12 protein-coding genes are annotated in these 16,799 nt (G+C 75.0%); 2 read left to right on the plus strand and 10 right to left on the minus strand.

Annotated elements, in window-relative coordinates; genetic code table 11:
* Positions 1-209: 209 nt before the first annotated feature.
* The 7 genes from ACZ518_RS22175 to ACZ518_RS22205 all read right to left on the minus strand — a co-directional run bounded on the left by ACZ518_RS22175 (position 210) and on the right by ACZ518_RS22205 (position 11,080).
* Complete coding sequence (locus ACZ518_RS22175; protein ID WP_469114717.1) at positions 210-1,064, minus strand: serine protease; 855 nt, start codon at positions 1,062-1,064, stop codon at positions 210-212.
* 202 nt (positions 1,065-1,266) lie between these two features.
* Positions 1,267-2,838 (minus strand): RNA polymerase sigma factor, encoded by a 1,572-nt coding sequence (locus tag ACZ518_RS22180; protein ID WP_469114718.1) that lies wholly within the window; start codon positions 2,836-2,838, stop codon positions 1,267-1,269.
* Between the two features lie 393 nt (positions 2,839-3,231).
* A complete protein-coding gene (locus ACZ518_RS22185) occupies positions 3,232-4,173 on the minus strand; it encodes a FadR/GntR family transcriptional regulator (RefSeq protein ID WP_469114719.1) in 942 nt (313 codons plus the stop codon).
* A 147-nt stretch (positions 4,174-4,320) separates the two neighbouring features.
* Entirely contained in the window at positions 4,321-6,336 is a 2,016-nt protein-coding gene (locus ACZ518_RS22190) for an ATP-binding cassette domain-containing protein (protein ID WP_469114720.1), read from the minus strand.
* Between the two features lie 161 nt (positions 6,337-6,497).
* On the minus strand, positions 6,498-7,244 hold the full coding sequence (locus tag ACZ518_RS22195; protein WP_405978244.1) for an NUDIX hydrolase: 747 nt from the start codon (positions 7,242-7,244) through the stop codon (positions 6,498-6,500).
* A gap of 117 nt (positions 7,245-7,361) precedes the next feature.
* Complete coding sequence (locus ACZ518_RS22200; protein WP_469114721.1) at positions 7,362-9,338, minus strand: glycogen debranching N-terminal domain-containing protein; 1,977 nt, start codon at positions 9,336-9,338, stop codon at positions 7,362-7,364.
* 479 nt (positions 9,339-9,817) lie between these two features.
* A complete protein-coding gene (locus tag ACZ518_RS22205; protein ID WP_469114722.1) occupies positions 9,818-11,080 on the minus strand; it encodes a DUF4192 domain-containing protein in 1,263 nt (420 codons plus the stop codon).
* 124 nt (positions 11,081-11,204) lie between these two features.
* Between ACZ518_RS22205 and ACZ518_RS22210 the strand changes: the two genes are divergently transcribed.
* Together ACZ518_RS22210 and ACZ518_RS22215 are read left to right on the plus strand one after the other, a co-directional pair.
* Positions 11,205-13,364, plus strand: coding sequence for a RecQ family ATP-dependent DNA helicase (locus ACZ518_RS22210; RefSeq protein ID WP_469114723.1), 2,160 nt, complete (start codon positions 11,205-11,207; stop codon positions 13,362-13,364).
* A gap of 215 nt (positions 13,365-13,579) precedes the next feature.
* Positions 13,580-14,209: a hypothetical protein gene (locus ACZ518_RS22215; RefSeq protein ID WP_469114724.1), complete on the plus strand. Its 630-nt coding sequence runs from the start codon at positions 13,580-13,582 to the stop codon at positions 14,207-14,209.
* A 222-nt stretch (positions 14,210-14,431) separates the two neighbouring features.
* Here ACZ518_RS22215 and ACZ518_RS22220 read toward each other — a convergent pair whose 3' ends face one another.
* From ACZ518_RS22220 to ACZ518_RS22230, 3 genes are all read right to left on the minus strand, one after another.
* Entirely contained in the window at positions 14,432-15,097 is a 666-nt protein-coding gene (locus ACZ518_RS22220) for a hypothetical protein (RefSeq protein ID WP_469114725.1), read from the minus strand.
* 59 nt (positions 15,098-15,156) lie between these two features.
* Entirely contained in the window at positions 15,157-15,867 is a 711-nt protein-coding gene (locus ACZ518_RS22225; RefSeq protein ID WP_469114726.1) for a ribonuclease HII, read from the minus strand.
* A 206-nt stretch (positions 15,868-16,073) separates the two neighbouring features.
* The gene (locus ACZ518_RS22230; RefSeq protein WP_469114727.1) at positions 16,074-16,679 is read right to left on the minus strand and encodes a TetR/AcrR family transcriptional regulator; all 606 of its coding nucleotides are present in this window, start codon (positions 16,677-16,679) and stop codon (positions 16,074-16,076) included.
* Positions 16,680-16,799 lie beyond the last annotated feature (120 nt).

The following is a 16,799-nucleotide window of genomic DNA, read 5'->3' on the forward strand; positions in this document are numbered from 1 at the left end:
CGAGCCAGGACCGGCAAGGCCGGTCGACGGGCGGCATCTCTGAGACCCAGGGACGCCGCCCGTCCTCATGTCCGCGGCCGCCTGGGGAACGTCCGCGGCCACCCTCGGCCACGCGGCGCCCCCTCCGACGCCCGCCCCAGGCGGCCCCAAGGCCCCTTGCGGGGGCCTGCGGGGCGCCTGGAGCCCCTCCGGGCCCCCCGCGTGACGTCCTAGGCCCCGCTCGGCCGTACGCGCCTCTCGGAGCCGTTCACGAAGCCGACGAGCGGTGCGATCCGGGTGTACACCCCGGGGCTGTCGGCGCGCCCGCAGCCACGCCCCCAGGACACCAGCCCGATGAGCCGCCCCTGCGCGACCAGCGGTCCGCCGCTGTCCCCCTGGCAGGCGTCCTTGCCGCCCTCGCTGTCGCCCGCGCACACCATGGAGTCCTCCCGGTACTGCCCGTCCGAATCCCCCGGGTACGCCCGGTGGCAGACCTCGTCGGCCAGTACGGTGACCCGCGCCGCCCGCAGCCCGTAGGCGTAGTCGCCGAAGCCGCTGGTGTCGCCCCACCCGTACACGGCCGCCTCGGTCCCCGCCCCGTAGGCGGAGTGGCCGGCCCCGGCCATGGGGAGCACGTGGTCCGCCGGCACCGCTTCGGCCAGCTCCAGCACGGCGAGGTCCCCGGCGTTGGTCCCGGGATCGTAGGCGGGGTTGACCCGGGCCCCGACCACCGCGATCTCCCGGCCCTCGGGCGCGCGGAGCTCCGTACGGCCGGTGATCACCCGGAAGTCGGCGACGGATTCGACCGGCCCGCCCAGCACCTGGCGGCCTAGGCAGTGGGCCGCCGTCACCACGGTGGTCGGCGCGACGATGACACCGCCGCAGAACTGCCCGTCACGGATACCCCCGAACCGGTCACGGCTGGCCAGGGCCACCACCCAGGGGCTGTCGGCGACCCGTACCGGGCTCCCGCCTATGACGACGCTGTCCGCGGCCACCCTGGGCGCCTGGGCCAGCGGCGCCGCGGCCGCTCCCGCCACCAGGGTCAGAGCGCCCGCCAGGGCACGGGCGAAGGGACGACGCATGAGGCCTCCTGACTCTGAGTGTGCTCGATTACACCCAGAGTGGGATGACCGGAGGACATGCGCACCTGCTGCCCGGGCCCGCCCGGGAGCGTGCACCGGCGGTCGAAGGGCCGCCGAGGACCGCCCGGCGTACGCTCGACGCCCGGTCGGGGCCGACCCGGGCCGGGAGCAGGCCCGCCCCCGGGCCGGCCCGCGGACCGGATCAGTCCAGGTAGTCGCGCAGGACCTGCGAGCGCGACGGGTGGCGCAGCTTGGACATGGTCTTGGACTCGATCTGGCGGATGCGCTCACGGGTGACCCCGTAGACCTTGCCGATCTCGTCGAGGGTCTTGGGCTGCCCGTCGGTCAGTCCGAAGCGCATCGAGACCACGCCCGCCTCGCGCTCGCTCAGCGTGTCGAGCACCGAGTGGAGCTGCTCCTGCAGGAGCGTGAAGGACACGGCGTCGGCCGGGACGACGGCCTCGGAGTCCTCGATGAGGTCGCCGAACTCGCTGTCACCGTCCTCGCCGAGCGGAGTGTGCAGGGAGATCGGCTCGCGGCCGTACTTCTGGACCTCGATGACCTTCTCGGGGGTCATGTCGAGTTCCTTGGCCAGCTCCTCCGGGGTGGGCTCGCGGCCCAGGTCCTGGAGCATCTGGCGCTGTACGCGGGCGAGCTTGTTGATCACTTCGACCATGTGCACCGGGATGCGGATGGTGCGGGCCTGGTCGGCCATGGCCCGGGTGATCGCCTGCCGGATCCACCAGGTCGCGTACGTGGAGAACTTGTAGCCCTTGGTGTAGTCGAACTTCTCGACCGCGCGGATCAGACCCAGGTTGCCCTCCTGGATCAGGTCCAGGAAGAGCATGCCGCGGCCGGTGTAGCGCTTGGCCAGCGAGACCACGAGGCGGAGGTTGGCCTCCAGCAGGTGGTTCTTGGCCCGGCGGCCGTCCTCGGCGATGATCTCCAGCTCGCGCTTGAGCTTGGGGGCCAGTTTGTCGGAGTTCGCCAGCTTGTCCTCGGCGAACAGGCCCGCCTCGATGCGCTTGGCGAGCTCGACCTCCTGCTCGGCGTTGAGGAGGGGGACCTTGCCGATCTGCTTGAGGTAGTCCTTGACGGGGTCGGCGGTGGCACCGGCCACGACGACCTGCTGCGCGGGGGCGTCGTCCTCGTCGTCGGAGATGACGAAGCCCTTGTTCTCGCCGCCCTCGTCCTCTTCCTCGGCCTCCGCCTTCGCGGCGTCGGGGCCCTCGTCGAGAGCCTCCTCGCCGCCCTCGTCGGCGTCCTTCTTGGCGGCGGTCTTCTTCGCCGCCGTCTTCTTCGCGGCGGTCTTCTTGGCGGGTGCGGCCTTCTTGGCCGCCGTCTTCTTGGCCGCCGTCTTCTTCGCGGCGGGCTCGGCTGCGGGCTCCCCGGCGAGCGCGTCGGCGGTCTCGGGGTCCGCCGCCCCCGCCTCCGCGACGGTGTCGGCCACTGCCGGGGCGGCCGTCGTCTTGGCCGCGACGGTCTTCGTCGCCGTCCGCTTCGCGGGAGTCTTCGCTGCGACGCTCTTGCGTGGGGTGCGCTTGGGCGACTCCGCGGCACTGACCATCAGCGTCACACCCTCTTCCTCGAGGATCTGGTTGAGGCTGCGCAGAACATTCTTCCACTGGGTCGCAGGAATCTGGTCAGCCTCGAAGGCCCGACGCACGTCATCGCCGGCGATCTGCCCCTCGGCCTTGCCCCGCTCGATGAGCGCCATCACAGACTCGGAATCGGCGATCTCCGGCGGGAGCGTACGGGATGTGCTGGCCGACACGAACAACCTCTCGGAACGATGGGAACGGCTTCCGACCCCGGCGTGGTGCTGGACCGGAGCCGACGACCACCGACTGGGGATGGGCCGGGGGCGCGGGCAGGGGCCGGGGAGCTGCACAGCATCCCCAAGGGCTGCTGTCTTCCCTCCGTCGGCCATCACCTCTTAGGTCATCGCGTGACGTCGCGGAGCGTTACGCCCAATCTTCGTGTCCCGAGTGCACCCCTTCGTGGCCTGCGTCACACCGCGTGCGCGGCCGTGCCGGTCCCGCGGTCGTCCGCACGCGCCCGGGACCGCCGCACGCAGCCCGCGGGCAGGGCCCGCATGCCGCTGTCGCCGGGCCCGAAGGGGCCCGGCGACCGGTGGTGCGCTCCCACGCCCCCGTGCGTCGGAGCGTCAGTGCTCGCGCGGGGCGGGGACCACGCGCTCGACCTCCGGATGCACCGTCAGGAGCTGGCGCATGGCGTTCTCGGCACCCGTGCCGTCGCCGGAGGCCAGGGCTTCCACCATCCGCGCGTGGTGTGCCACGCCGGCCTCGCTGGGGCGGTCGCAGGCGGTGATGGGGCTCCCGGAGACCTGGAGGGCGGCGGAGACGATGCCCGAGAGGTGCTCCAGCATGCGGTTGCCCGCGACCTGGATCAGCAGCGCGTGGAATTCGTTGTCGGCGCGGGCGAAGGTGATCGCGTCGCCCTGGCCGAGGGCGTGGCCCATGATCTCGACCATGTCGGAGAGGCGCTGCTGGACGTCCGGGCGGTCGTGTCCGGCGGCGAGGCGCGCGGCCAGGGGCTCGATCGTCCAGCGGAGCTCGTTGAGCTCGCGGCGCTGGTCGTCGCGCTGGGGGCCGAAGGCCCGCCACTCGATGATGTCGGGGTCGAGGAGGTTCCAGTCGGCGACCGGCCGGACCCGGGTGCCCACGTTGGGGCGGGCGCTGACGAGGCCCTTGGCCTCCAGGACCCGCAGCGACTCGCGGACGACGGTACGGGAGACCTCGAAGCGCTGGCCGATCTCCTCGGGGACCAGCGGCCGGTCCGCGCCGAGATCGCCGGAGACGATCATCTGGCCGAGCTGCTGGACGAGTTGGCCGTGCAGTCCGCGGCCGCGGCTGCCGGCCGCCCGGCGTCCGACGCGGCTCAACTCGACGTCGGCGCCGTCCCAGTGGGGTGGTCCGACCCGGTCGGAGCCGGCGGCCTCCGCGTAGGGGTAGCGGTCGAGTTCGCCCGGGCCGGCGAGGCCGGTGTCGGCATGGCGGGCGGCGGTCATCATGGTGTGCGCAAGGGTACTCACGAATCCTTTGTCGGCCGTGCTTCCACCACCCTTGAGGTCTTTGGTGAAAAGCACACGAAAGGGTGATCGGTGCCACCTACGCAATTGACGCCTTATCGTAAGGAACCGGGCTTTTTGCGGGGAGTTGCGGTCCGCTTCGCCTGATTCCGCGCGAAGCGGACTTCTACGGTCGCCCCGCAGTCGCCTACCGCATCGGAACGATCACCAACGGACTCGGGCGCGCAGTCCTGTGAACCCATAGGCGCACAACAGGACCATCAACGACAACACCAGCGCGGTGCCCACGGGTTGGGCCATCACCCGAAGGGCCCCCAGCACGAGGCGGTCGCCTTCCGGGGGCCAGGGCGCGGAGGCCAGGGCGCGGAGCCGGGAGGCGACTCCGCTCGCGGGGTACGCGGACTGCCCCTCCAGGGCCTTGCGCACGAGCGGCACGACCGCCACCGGTACGGCGAGCACGGCGCCCAGGCCCGCGAGGGAGGACCGGAACACCCCGGAGGCGAGCACTCCGGCCCAGGCGCAGCCGACCAGCAGCCCGGCCCAACTCGCGGCCGGGGCGAGCCACTCGGCAGGGGCGCGCAGCGGGGCGGTCCCGAAGACGAGGCGGAGCGCGGCGGCGTCGGCGGTGACCGCGAGGGCCCCGAGCACGAGGGCGAGGGCGGCGCACACCCCGAGCTTGGCGGTGAGCAGCCCCAACCGGCGCGGCACGGTGCCCCGGTCGGCGGCGAGGGCGGGATAGCGGTACTCCTCCCCGAAGGCCAGGGCCCCCAGCAGTCCGGCGCCGAGCGCGGCCGGGGGCAGCGGGAACAGCTCCGGCCAGGCGGCGAGGATCCGGTTCTGAGGGGTGTGGCCGGCGCGGGCGAGCACGAGGGCGGTGGCGGCGGAGACGGCGACGACCAGGGCGGCGGTGAGGAAGGGGGTGGCGGTGCCGAAGGCGCGGCGCAGCTCGTAGCGCAGCGGTCGCAGCGGGCCGCCCAGCCGTCGCACTGCCGGGGCCGGGCGCGCGGGCCGGGCATGGCGGGCCCGCCGCGCGAGGGCCCGCGTGCGCCCGGGGGACTCGGGGGCGGGCTCCGGGGCGGACTCCAGGGCAGGGGCGGACGGGGCTTCGCCGGCCGGTTCGGCGCGTACCCCGGCGGCGGGGCCGGGGACGTTGGCGGCGGGAACGTTGGCGGCGGGGGCGGTGTTGGCGCGGGGTTCCGCCGGGACGCCCGAGTCGCCTCCGGCGGTGCCGGCGCCCGGGCCGGTGCCGACCTGCGCGGCGGCTTCCACCCGGGCCTCCGCACGGGCCTCCACCCGGATCCCCGAGCCGGTCCGGGTGCGGGCCTGCGGCACGGGCGGGACGGGCGCTCCGGTGTCGCCCGTCTCGTCCGCGAGCTGGTGGACCAGTACTCCGTGGCGGAACGCGGCCTCGCCCACCTCGGCGCAGCTGCTCCCGTACACCGAGAGCCGGCTGCCGCTCTCCTCGACGATCTCCACCACCCGGTGCGCGGCCCGGGCCTCCCGGCCCAGCACGTCGGCCAGCCGGGCGGCGTGCGGGGTGCGCACGGCGACCCTGGGCCGCAGCCGGGTGCGCGCGAAGTCCGCGGCGTCCTGGTCGGCGACGAGCCGGCCCGCGGCGATGGAGACGACCCGGTCGGCGCTTCGGGCGGCTTCCTTCGCGTCGTCGGTGGTGAAGAGCACGGCGCCGCCCAGGGAGGCGTGGCCGCGCAGCAGGCCGTGCAGCCAGGCCCGCTCCCGGGGGGCCAGCCCTGCCGTCGGCTCGTCGAGGAGCAGGGTGCAGGGGTCCGCGAGCATGGCCGCCGCCAGCCCGACCCGGCGGTCCATCCCGGCCGAGAGCGAGCCGAGCCGCTGGTCGCGCAGGCCTCCGATGCCGACGACCTCCATCATGGCGTCCGCCCGGGAGGCCGGGACGCCGACGGCGGCGCAGAGCATCCGGAGCTGGTTGCGGACCGTCCGCGACGGGTGCCCGGGGACGTCGCCGAGGAGGACCCCGACCTCGCGGCCGGGATGCGGGATCCGGTGCAGCGGGCGGCCGCGGAAGTAGGTGACGCCGCGGCCCGGTTCGAGTTCGAGCATGAGCCGCAGTGCGGTGGTCTTGCCCGAACCCCGCTCTCCGAGCAGGGCGGTAACGCACCCCGGGCGGGCCTCGAAGGTGAGGTCGTGCACGAGGGGCGGGAGATCTCGACGGGGTGTGCTGGTGAGTCCGATGGCCTGGAGCATCGCTTCTCTCGCGGGGTGTGAGACCGCTTTGCGGCAGCGTGAGTACCGCATGCAAGATAACGCGATATGTCCGATTTTCTACGCACCCGGCCCGAGTCCGTACCGATATGGCCGCAGGCCGGCCCCCGGACGGCGGAGGCCGCCGCCGGGACTCCGGCGGATCAGACCTCCGGGCGCAGCATGGGAGGGTTGAGCAGGGTGGCCCCGCCGGCCCTGAACAGCTGGGCGGGCCGCCCGCCCTGACGGGTGGTCGTGCCCCCGGCGGGCACCAGGAACCCGGGGGTCCCGGTGACCTTGCGGTGGAAGTTGCGCGGGTCGAGCGCCACGCCCCACACGGCCTCGTACACCCGGCGCAGCTCGCCGACGGTGAACTCGGGCGGGCAGAACGCGGTGGCCAGCGAGGAGTACTCGATCTTCGAGCGGGCCCGCTCGACGCCGTCGGCGAGGATCGTCGCATGGTCGAAGGCGAGCCCGGCGGAGGCCTGGTCGGGGCCTTCGAGGAGTTCGTCGACGGGGGCCCAGCGGGCGCTGTTGGCGTCGCCTCCGGCCCGCGGCGCGGGCAGGTCCGGGGCGAGGACCAGGTGGGCCACGCTGACCACCCGCATCCGGGGATCCCGCTTCGGGTCCCCGTAGGTGGCGAGCTGTTCGAGGTGTGCGCCGTTGTCCACGCCGGGCGCGGCCGGGTCGTGCGCGCACAGGCCGGTCTCCTCGGAGAGTTCCCTGGCAGCGGCGCCCGCCAGGTCCTCGTCCCCGCGCACGAAGCCGCCGGGCAGCGCCCAGCGCCCCTGGAACGGCTGCTCACCCCGTCGGACGACCAGCGCGCAGAGCGCATGGCGCCGCACGGTGAGCACGACCAGGTCGACGGTGACGGCGAAGGGCGGAAAGGCCGACGGGTCGTAGGGCGACATGCCGCGATCATAGTCGTCTGCCTGACGATAAACAGTCGTTTCGTGATCCCGAGGACGGTGATCTGGACCCCAGTGCGGATCCTCCCGAGCACCAGGGGCCACCGTGCGGGCCTCTTCTCAGCCTCCCAGCTGGAGCCCATCGGCCGCCTCCTCCACCATGCCGACGCCGAGGCGGCTGATCCTGACGGTGAAGGGCTCCCCCGCCACCCGCAGCCCGGCGAGGCGCAGGGCGCCGAGCGGGGCGCCCGCCCTGGGGGCCACGGCGACGGCACCCGCCGGGACGTCCGGGCGGATACCGGCGAGAGCGGTGAGCGCGTGGATCCCGGCGGCCGCGGCCACCGCGGCGGGCCGGCAGGCCGCCGGATGGGGCAGGGGCGCGCTGCCCGCGGTGCGCTGCTCGGCGGCGTGCATCTCCGGCAGCCGGTACCCGAAGGCCTGCGCCGCGTCGAGCAGGCCCCGCAGCAGACCGGCGGCCTCCTTCTCGAAGCCCGCCTGGGCCAGCCCAGCCACCGCGACGGCGCTCTCGTGGGCCCGGACCGCTCCCGACCTGTGGCCGAACGGGTTGTGCCCGGGCTCCCGGGCCGCCATGCTCCGCAACCCCCATCCCGAATCCATGGCGGGGGCTCCGAGCAGCCGGGCGAGCTGTTCGGTGCGGACGGGGTCCAGCAGCCCGGGCGCCATCCGGCCCCCGCCGAGCAGGCCCGTGTCCAGCAGGTGCGCGGCGGCTCCGGTCAGCCGGGGCAGCGGCCGGCCGTCGGGGTGCAGGGCGGCGGCGGGACGGCCCCCGTCCGGGCCGTCGATCCAGAACCGGGCCCGGAACCTCTCCCGCAGGGCGGCCGCCCATTCCCGCCACTCCCCCGCTCCGCCGCGCCCGCACCCGTCCAGCAGGTCGGCGCCGAGCAGCGCGGCCCGGTGCGCGTGGGCCTGGGTCTCGCAGCGCCGGGGCCCCGGGTCGGGGTCGGCCAGGAAGCCGTCCTCCCCCAGCGCTCCGCGCAGCCAGTCCAGGCAGCGCTCCGCGACGGGCAGCAGCCGGGCCACCTCATCCTCGGGCAGGCCCCACCGCCGGGCCTCGGCGAGCACAGCCGGGAAGCCGAGGGTGGCTTCGGTCCCGGTGCACCCGGGCGGCAGCTGCGGCCCGGCGGCCCGCAGCGGACCCGGGATCTTCCCCGCGTCCCGGCCCCGGCCCCCGGTCTGTCCGCGGGCCAGGATGCGCAGCGTGGCGGCGGCCAGTCCGGTGCCGAGCGGCAGCGCCATCCGCGCGGCCCACAGCGACTCCGCCGGGGCCGGCCCGAGCCGCCACGGCACTCCTGCCGCCGCGAAGGCGTCGCCGGGTTCGGCGGGGTCCCGCAGGAGCAGGGCCCGGAGGTCTTCGACGCTGGTGCGGAACCACGCGTCGGCCCTCGGGTCGTCCCCCTCGGCGCGGGCTGCGGCCAAGGGGTTCGCCACCTGCCCGGCGGGGGCCCGCGCGGCGCGGTCCCGGGTGGTCCGCAGCTCGATGGTGCGGGACTCGCCGGGGCCGAGATCGAGCTCCCACCGCAGCAGCCCGGCCGAGGCGAGGACGTCGTCGGGGGCCGGCTCGGCGGTGGTGACGGCCAGGGCGTCCCCGGTGCTCCAGCGGAGGCCGGCCGCGTGCACCCCGGCGGCCAGCTCCGGCCCGGCGCGGCCGGCCGCCACCGCAGCCAGTTCGGCCAGGTCGGTGCCGAGGGAGACCTCCACGGGCAGGCGCAGGGGGCGGGCGGCGAAGCTGCGCACGGTGATGCGCTCGGTGCCGTCGGCGTGGCGGATCCGTTCGACCCCGATGTCGGGGTCCGGTCCGGGCTCGACACCGGTGCGGACAGTGGCGGTGAAGGCCGCCCGGTCGGCGCCGGTGCTGCGGCCCTGGACGGCGACCGGGTCCCGCCCGGCGACGCGCAGCACGCAGCGGGAGAGCAGCCTCCGCCCGGAACGGTAGATCCCGTCGATCCCCCGCCCGGTCAGCTGGCCGTGCTCGGGCGAGATGGCCAGGCAGGGTGCGGCGACGCAGATGACCGCCCCGTGCACCGGCGGGAGCTCGGGCCGCCGCCCGGTACCGGCGGCGGCCGTCTGCCCGGGCACCCCGGCGCCGGCCCGCCCCCCGCCGCCGCCCAAGACCCCGGCACTCGCACCCGCCGCGGGACCCGCATCGGCGCCCCACCCCGCCCCGGTCGACCCCGCCCCGGCACCGGGCGGCGGCCCGGGCGGCGCGGCGGCCCCCGGCACCTGACCGGCCGGGCCCACCGGGCCCACCGGGCGGTCCGGCGGGCGCTCCGCCTGGTGTCCGGGCGCGGATTCCGGCCCGCGGGGCGCTGGGGTGGCAGGGGGCCCGGAAGGGCCGCTTCGGGGTACGGGGGGAGCCATGTGCCGCCTTGTCTGCGCTCCGGCCGGTTCTGCGGGGCGGCGGCGCGGCCGGGCCCCCACCACCCTCCAGCTGAACGCCCCCACCCCCGCCCGGGTCACGGGCCCCGGTGGCGGCTGCCCGCACCGGGCGGGCCGACTTCGGCGCGGGGCCCGGCCCGTGGGCCTCCACCAGCCCCCCGCCAGGCCCTGCCGGGCGCTCACTGTCCGCTCCCCTCGGTGCGGCGGGCGGCGCGGCGGCGCTGTCCGGTGCGGCGGCCGGGCGGGCGGGCGGCTCCGGCGGGCCGCTTACGGCCCGGCTCCCGGCGCCTGCGCTCCTCCCGCAGGCACTCCCGCAGCCCTTCGGGGTCGATGCCCTCGTTGCAGGCGTGGTGGAGGAGCTGGGCGAACCGGTACTCGGCGTCGGCCCGCAGGGCCAGCCCGAACGCGATCCGGGCGGTCGGCTCGTCCCCGGTGGACCACGAGACCCAGCCGGCCAGGGTCAGCGGGGCCGCGGCGTGCTCCCCGTAGGCGCCGACGCAGCGCCTGGCCAGCGCCCGCCACAGCCTCAGGGCGGGCGCGGCTTCTTCGTCCTCCATCCATTCGGCGGCGATGTCGCGGATCTCCCGGTCCTGGAGTCCGAGGATCACGGCGGCGGCCTCGTCGTGGCCGAGCAGCGCGTCGTCCCAGTCGTCGGCGCGGGGCCCGCCCTCGGCGGGCGGCGCGAGGGTCAGGCGCCTCATCAGGGTCCGTGCCAGGTCGAGGGTCTGCGCGCCGACCTCCTCCCGGGTCGCCCCGTCGAGGATCTTCGGCACCAGGGCCGTGGCGGCCCGCTCCAGTGCCTCTTCCTGCTCGGCGGCCCAGGCCCCGCCGAGCGGGGTCAGCCGGCCCTCGATCTCCTTGAGGGAGCCCCTGACCTGGAGCCCCGCGAAGGTGGCCGCGGCGGCCATCACCGAGGTGCCGGGCGGTGCCAGCGGGTTGCCCTCGGCCGGGCAGCACGCGTCGTCGCCGCAGGTGTAGGACCAGTAGCGGCCGGCGGAGAGGCACAGCGCCTCCAGGACCGGCACGTCCAGGGCGCCGCAGGCGATCCGCAGCCGCTGGGCGAGCGGCCGCAGCCGGGTCATGACCCGCTGCCCGCTCTCGCCGCCCCGGGGGTCCTGGCAGAGGAAGACCACGATGCCGTCGGGCTTGTCTCCGCGCCGTTCGCTGCCGCGGATGAGGCATTCGGCGACCTGCCGGGCGGTGTCCTCCCATTCGGCGGGGGCGAGGGGGATGCCCACGCGCAGGCGGCCGCCGAAGCGTCCGTTCTCGCCGTGCACGGCGACCATGACGAGGGAGTCGGTGGGGTGGAAGCCGAGCATGTAGGGCAGCGCGTCGGCCAGTTCCGCCGGGCTGCGCAGGGTGATCTGGGGTTCGGTGGGGACTCCGGACCGGCTGATGGAGGGCCGTCCGGACGGGCTGGGTGATTCGTGGTTCGTCGTCATGCGTCCGACGGTCCCGTGCCCGGTCCGATCCGGAAACCCCTGTGGATAACCCGTTCGATCTTCAATTTCCACAGGTCCGGATCCTCATTGGCGCGATGTCAGAGCCATCGGGTTGCATGGGGGTATGAACGCAGACCTGAGGTCCTCGGCCGATTCCGTACTCGCCCGTCTCGTGGGCGACCCCACGGGCACCGCGCGGCTGCGCGAGGACCAGTGGCGGGCGATCGAGGCCCTCGTCGCGCACAAGCGGCGGGCCCTGGTCGTCCAGCGCACCGGCTGGGGCAAGTCCGCGGTCTACTTCGTGGCCACTTCCCTGCTGCGGGCGAGTGGCGCCGGCCCGACCGTCATCGTCTCCCCGCTGCTGGCGCTGATGCGCAATCAGGTCGAGGCCGCCGCGCGTGCGGGCATCCACGCGCGCACCATCAACTCCGCCAACCCGGAGGAGTGGGAGGGCATCCAGGCCGAGGTGGCGGCGGGCGAGGTGGACGTCCTGCTGGTCAGCCCCGAGCGGCTCAACAATCCGGACTTCCGCGACCAGGTGCTGCCCAAGCTGGCGGCCGCCACGGGCCTGCTCGTGGTCGACGAGGCGCACTGCATCTCCGACTGGGGGCACGACTTCCGTCCCGACTACCGCCGGCTGCGCACGATGCTCGCCGATCTTCCGCCGGGCGTGCCCGTGCTGGCGACGACCGCCACCGCCAACGCCCGGGTGACGGCCGACGTCGCGGAGCAGCTCGGCACGGGGGCCGGCACGGACGCGCTGGTGCTGCGCGGGGCGCTGGACCGCGAGAGCCTGAGCCTGGCGGTCCTGGCACTGCCCGACGCCGCGCACCGGCTGGCCTGGCTCGCCGACCACCTCGCCGAGCTGCCCGGGTCGGGGATCATCTACACGCTGACGGTGGCGGCCGCCGAGGAGGTCACCGCCTACCTGCGCCACCGCGGGCACACGGTGTCCTCGTACACCGGCAAGACGGAGAACGCCGACCGCGAGCAGGCGGAGAGCGACCTCCAGGCCAACCGGGTCAAGGCCCTGGTGGCGACCTCCGCCCTGGGGATGGGCTTCGACAAGCCCGACCTGGGCTTCGTGGTGCACCTGGGCTCGCCGTCGTCCCCCATCGCCTACTACCAGCAGGTCGGCCGGGCCGGCCGCGGGGTGGAGCACGCCGAGGTGCTGCTGCTGCCGGGCCGTGAGGACGAGGCGATCTGGCAGTACTTCGCCTCGGTGGCCTTCCCCCCGGAGGAGCAGGTGCGCCGCACGCTGGACGTGCTGGCGCAGGCGGGGCGCCCGCTCTCGCTGCCCGCGCTGGAGCCGTTGGTGGACCTGCGCCGCACCCGGCTGGAGACGATGCTGAAGGTGCTCGACGTGGACGGAGCCGTGCACCGGGTGAAGGGCGGCTGGACCGCCACCGGCGAGCCCTGGACGTACGACTCCGAGCGGTACGCCTGGGTCGCCCGCCAACGGGCCGCCGAGCAGCAGGCGATGCGGGACTACGCGGCCACGACCGCCTGCCGGATGGAGTTCCTGCGCCGCCAGCTCGACGACGGGGAGGCCGCCCCCTGCGGCCGCTGCGACAACTGCGCCGGCGCCCGCTTCACGGCGGACGTCTCGGGCGCCGCCCTGGACACCGCGCGGGGCGAACTGGGCCGCCCCGGGGTGGAGCTGGAGCCGCGCAGGATGTGGCCGACCGGGCTCGCGGCGGTGGGTGTGGACCTCAAGGGGCGGATCCCGGCCGGCGAGCAGTCGTCGACCGGGCGCGCCCTGGGCAGGCTGTCCGACATCGGCTGGGGCAACCGGCTGCGCCCCATGCTGGCCCCGCAGGCGGCCGACCAGCCCGTTCCGGACGATGTCGCGCAGGCCGTGGTGGCCGTGCTCGCCGACTGGGCCCGGGGTCCCGGCGGTTGGGCCTCGGGGGCCGCTGATGCTCCTGCCCGGCCGGTCGGCGTGGTCGCGCTGCCTTCGCGCAGCCGCCCGCAGCTGGTCGGTTCCCTGGCCGCGCGCATCGCCGAGGTGGGGCGGATCCCCCTGCTGGGGACGCTGGAGTACACGGATCAGGCGCCGCAGTTCGGGCTGCCGTCCTCGAACAGCGCCCAGCGGGTCCGCGGGCTCCACCAGGCGTTGACCGTGCCGCCAGCCTTGGCGGCGAGCCTTTCCGAGGTCCGGGGTCCGGTGTTCCTCGTCGATGATCGCGCGGAGAGCGGGTGGACCCTCGCGGTGGCCGCCCGGCTGCTGCGCCGGGCGGGGGTCGAGGGGGTGTTTCCGCTGGTGCTCGCGCTCCAGCCGTAGCGGAATGCGTCATCTTCGGCGTGGCGGGGCAAGGATATGAGCGGCATACCGGCGAATTCCGGTCCGCGGCCGCAAATGCTCATTGCCCCATCCTCGCGGGCCACGCGAGAATCGGAGTGCTCCCGCTCGGCTCGTCGGCACTCTCCTGGGCCGCGCTGCGGCGCGCCCACACCTCAGCCGTGCCCGTACGCGGGCGTGTACCCGAAGGGAGGACCATGACCTTCGGATTCGCCCCGTCCTCGTCCACGTCACTGGCAACGGCGGCCGGTGGCGCGAGCCGGCACGGCAGACTGCTCGAACCCTCCGAGTGGACGGCGGCGGGGGTTCCCCTGCTCCGCAATCCGCGCGAGGTGGTCAGCGGGCTGCACTCCCGGCACAGCCCGGCGCCGTCCACCGCCGTCATAGCCGTGCTCGGTCCCGAGGAACAGCTCGTCGCGAGCGCCTCGTTCGTGCAGAAGTCCGCTTCGGCGGACGGCTGGGAGTACCGCAACGCGCTGCTGTCGCGACTGCGCCGGGTCATCCCGCACGACCTGCGGCGCCGGACCCCGGTCCGGACGGCGGTGCTGATGTACTGCCGTGACGGCGACGAGCGCTGGACCGAGGAGGACGGCGCCTGGATGTGGGGGCTGCGCGACGCCTGCACCCTGCACGGGCTGCGCTGCGGCGCGTACATCACGCTGACCCGCGGCGGCTGGCAGGTGGTGGGTGAGGGCCGGGTCGGGCGTCGTCCCGGTTCGGACTCCCGGCCCGAACCGCTGGGCGCCCTGACCCCCGAGCTCACGCCGTTGACCCTGAGCACCGTGGGCGGCGCGTCGGAGCCCCTGCGCCGGACCGCCGCGCGCTGAGGAGGCCGCGGCCGGCGGGTGGGTCCGGGGCGCCGGCAGGACCCTGACACCGTCGGCGGCAGGACCCGTACGCGTCGGAAGCCGTACCGCGCCGCCGTGTACGAGCGGGGGCAGCCCTGACGGCCGTACTCCCGGGAAGGGGGTACGGCTGGCCGGGCTCCGGACTTCAGCGGGGCCGGCCCATGGCCCGCCCCGCCCCTCGCCCGCGCGGGATACGGGGCGTCAGACGCCCGCACCCAGCACGGAGTTGATCTGCTTGACGTCGCCGCACACGATCAGCAGCGCACCCGCCCGGGCGAGCGCCACCGGCAGTGCGGTGGAGATCGCCGCGGCCGGTCCGCCGTTGGCCGCGAAGACCACGACGGTGCGGCCCGAGGCGCGCTGCAGGTGCGCCGCGTCCGCGTAGAAGACGTCGTCCCCGGCGTCGTGCTGGGCCCAGTAGGAGGCCTCGCCGAAGGACAGTTCGTGGGCGGCCCACGGGTGCGGGTCGCCGGTGGTGATCATCAGGATCTCACCGGGCGCGCGCCCGGTGTCGAGCAGCAGGTCCACGGCCTCCTCCGCCGCGTCCAGCGCGCCCTCGGCGGAGGCCGGGATCAGCTGGACCTGCGGGACCGCCGCCGAGACGGACGGCGCGGTGGGGGCTGCGGGAACGGGTCCGGGGGTGGTCTCGGCCGCGCGCGGCGCGGGCGGACCGGGCCGGGGGGCGACACCCGCGCGGCTCGCCGCGGCGGGGGAGGGACCGGGGCGTCCGGGCCGGGGAACGGCTACGGGACGCGGACCAGGTACAGGGCGGGGGGTCTGCGCGGTGCGGCTCGCGGCCGGCGTGACGCGGGGACCCTGGGCACTCTCGTGAATCTGAGGCTCCTCGATGGCGGGGGTGAGAGGCATGAGTTGATATCTATCAAACACCGGTACGAAACGTACCGGTCGGTGGCACGTGGGTGCGATCAGAAATCGAAGCCGAGTTGGCCTCCGTTTTCCAGCTCCAGGGCTTCCTCGCTGCGGCGCACCTTCTTCAAGTGCCGCCACTGGGGCAGCGCGTCGAGGTAGGACCACGAGAGCCGGTGGTACGCGGTGGGCCCGCGCACCTCCAGCGCGGCCCGGTGCACCGGCGAGGGGTAGCCCGCGTTCGCGGCGAAGGCGAAGTCCTCGATTCCGTCGCCCGGTTCGCCGAGTTCGGCCATCATCCTGTCGCGCCGGACCTTGGCGATCACCGAGGCCGCGGCCACGGCGACGCAGGACTGGTCGCCCTTGATGACCGTACGGACCCGCCAGGGCGGGCCGAGGTAGTCGTGCTTGCCGTCGAGGATCACCGCGTCGGGCCGCACCGGGAGCGCCTCCAGCGCGCGCACCGCCGCGAGCCGCAGGGCCGCCGTCATCCCGAGTTCGTCGATCTCCTCCGGGGAGGCGTGTCCGAGGGCGTGGGCGGTGACCCAGTCCTCCAGGACCTCGAGCAGCACGTCGCGCCGCTTCGGGGTGAGCAGTTTGGAGTCGGTGAGCCCCTCGGGCGGCCGGCGCAGGCCGGTGATCGCCGCGCAGACGGTGACGGGACCGGCCCAGGCCCCTCGTCCGACCTCGTCGACCCCGGCGATGACCTTGGCGCCGGTGGTTGCACGGAGGGAGCGCTCGACGGTGTGGGTGGGTGCTTCGTACGGCATGGCGCCAGCAAGGTTACGCCGCCCCGCGCCGCCTGCACACCCCGGCCCGGGGCTAGCGGCGCTTGGGTCTCTCCAGGGGGCCGCGCGGCGTGCGCGCGGCGGCCCGCCCGGAGCCCCTCCCCCGATTTTCGCGGGGTGCCCGTACGGGCCCAACCGCGGGCGCCGACGGGCCCGGCCGCGGGCCGCCGGCCGGGCTTCCCGAGGGTTCACGCGCGGAGCATCGGCACCATCACCCCGTCGATCATCTCCGCGAGATCGACGTCCGGCCATTCACTTCCGCACACCTTCGCGCGGTACATGAGCATCGCCGGAATCACATCGGTGAGCATGGGGCTCGTGGCGTCCGCCCGGACGTCTCCCCGCTCGATTCCGCGCTGGATCAGCTCACGTATCACCTCGTGCGCCGGCTCGTGCAGGCCCTTCCAGATCACCTCGCGGAACAGGCCGGCATGGGCGTGGTCGCATTCGTGAAGGACCGCACGTAGGGCCACCCCGGCCTGGGAGCGCATCACGTCCCGCATCCGCACGCACAGCTGGTACAGGTCCTCGCGTACCGATCCGTGGTCGGCGATCTCCCCCAGCGCGGGCAGCCCCGTCCGCAGCACCTCCGCCACCAGGTCGGTCTTGGTGGGCCAGCGCCGGTAGACGGCCGCCTTGCCGGTGTGTGCCCCGGCCGCGACCGCCTCCATGGTGAGGGCGTTCCAGCCGACGGTGCTCAGCTGCTCCAGCGCCGAGTCCAGAATCGCCCGTTCGAGCGCCGGCCCCCGCCTGCGCACCGGCGCCGCCCCCGCCGACCAGCCCGAACCCGCCATACCCCTACCTCCGACCGGCCCGCGCGTTTCCCGCGCACATTTTCAGCCTTAGTGAACGCTTGCGTTCCCTACATCCGGGCTCCTACCGTGGACCCGCAGTGAACGAATGCGTTCACTATT

This window comes from Streptomyces sp. NPDC033966 (assembly GCF_055575955.1).

What these genes read in the sequence shown, in the direction of transcription:
- ACZ518_RS22175 (WP_469114717.1), bottom strand. Translation starts at nt 1,064, where the DNA reads ATGCGTCGTCCCTTCGCCCGTGCCCTGGCGGGCGCTCTGACCCTGGTG.
- ACZ518_RS22230 (WP_469114727.1), bottom strand. Translation starts at nt 16,679, where the DNA reads ATGGCGGGTTCGGGCTGGTCGGCGGGGGCGGCGCCGGTGCGCAGGCGG.
- ACZ518_RS22195 (WP_405978244.1), bottom strand. Translation starts at nt 7,244, where the DNA reads ATGTCGCCCTACGACCCGTCGGCCTTTCCGCCCTTCGCCGTCACCGTC.
- ACZ518_RS22220 (WP_469114725.1), bottom strand. Translation starts at nt 15,097, where the DNA reads ATGCCTCTCACCCCCGCCATCGAGGAGCCTCAGATTCACGAGAGTGCC.
- ACZ518_RS22225 (WP_469114726.1), bottom strand. Translation starts at nt 15,867, where the DNA reads ATGCCGTACGAAGCACCCACCCACACCGTCGAGCGCTCCCTCCGTGCA.
- ACZ518_RS22190 (WP_469114720.1), bottom strand. Translation starts at nt 6,336, where the DNA reads ATGCTCCAGGCCATCGGACTCACCAGCACACCCCGTCGAGATCTCCCG.
- ACZ518_RS22205 (WP_469114722.1), bottom strand. Translation starts at nt 11,080, where the DNA reads ATGACGACGAACCACGAATCACCCAGCCCGTCCGGACGGCCCTCCATC.
- ACZ518_RS22210 (WP_469114723.1), top strand. Translation starts at nt 11,205, where the DNA reads ATGAACGCAGACCTGAGGTCCTCGGCCGATTCCGTACTCGCCCGTCTC.
- ACZ518_RS22215 (WP_469114724.1), top strand. Translation starts at nt 13,580, where the DNA reads ATGACCTTCGGATTCGCCCCGTCCTCGTCCACGTCACTGGCAACGGCG.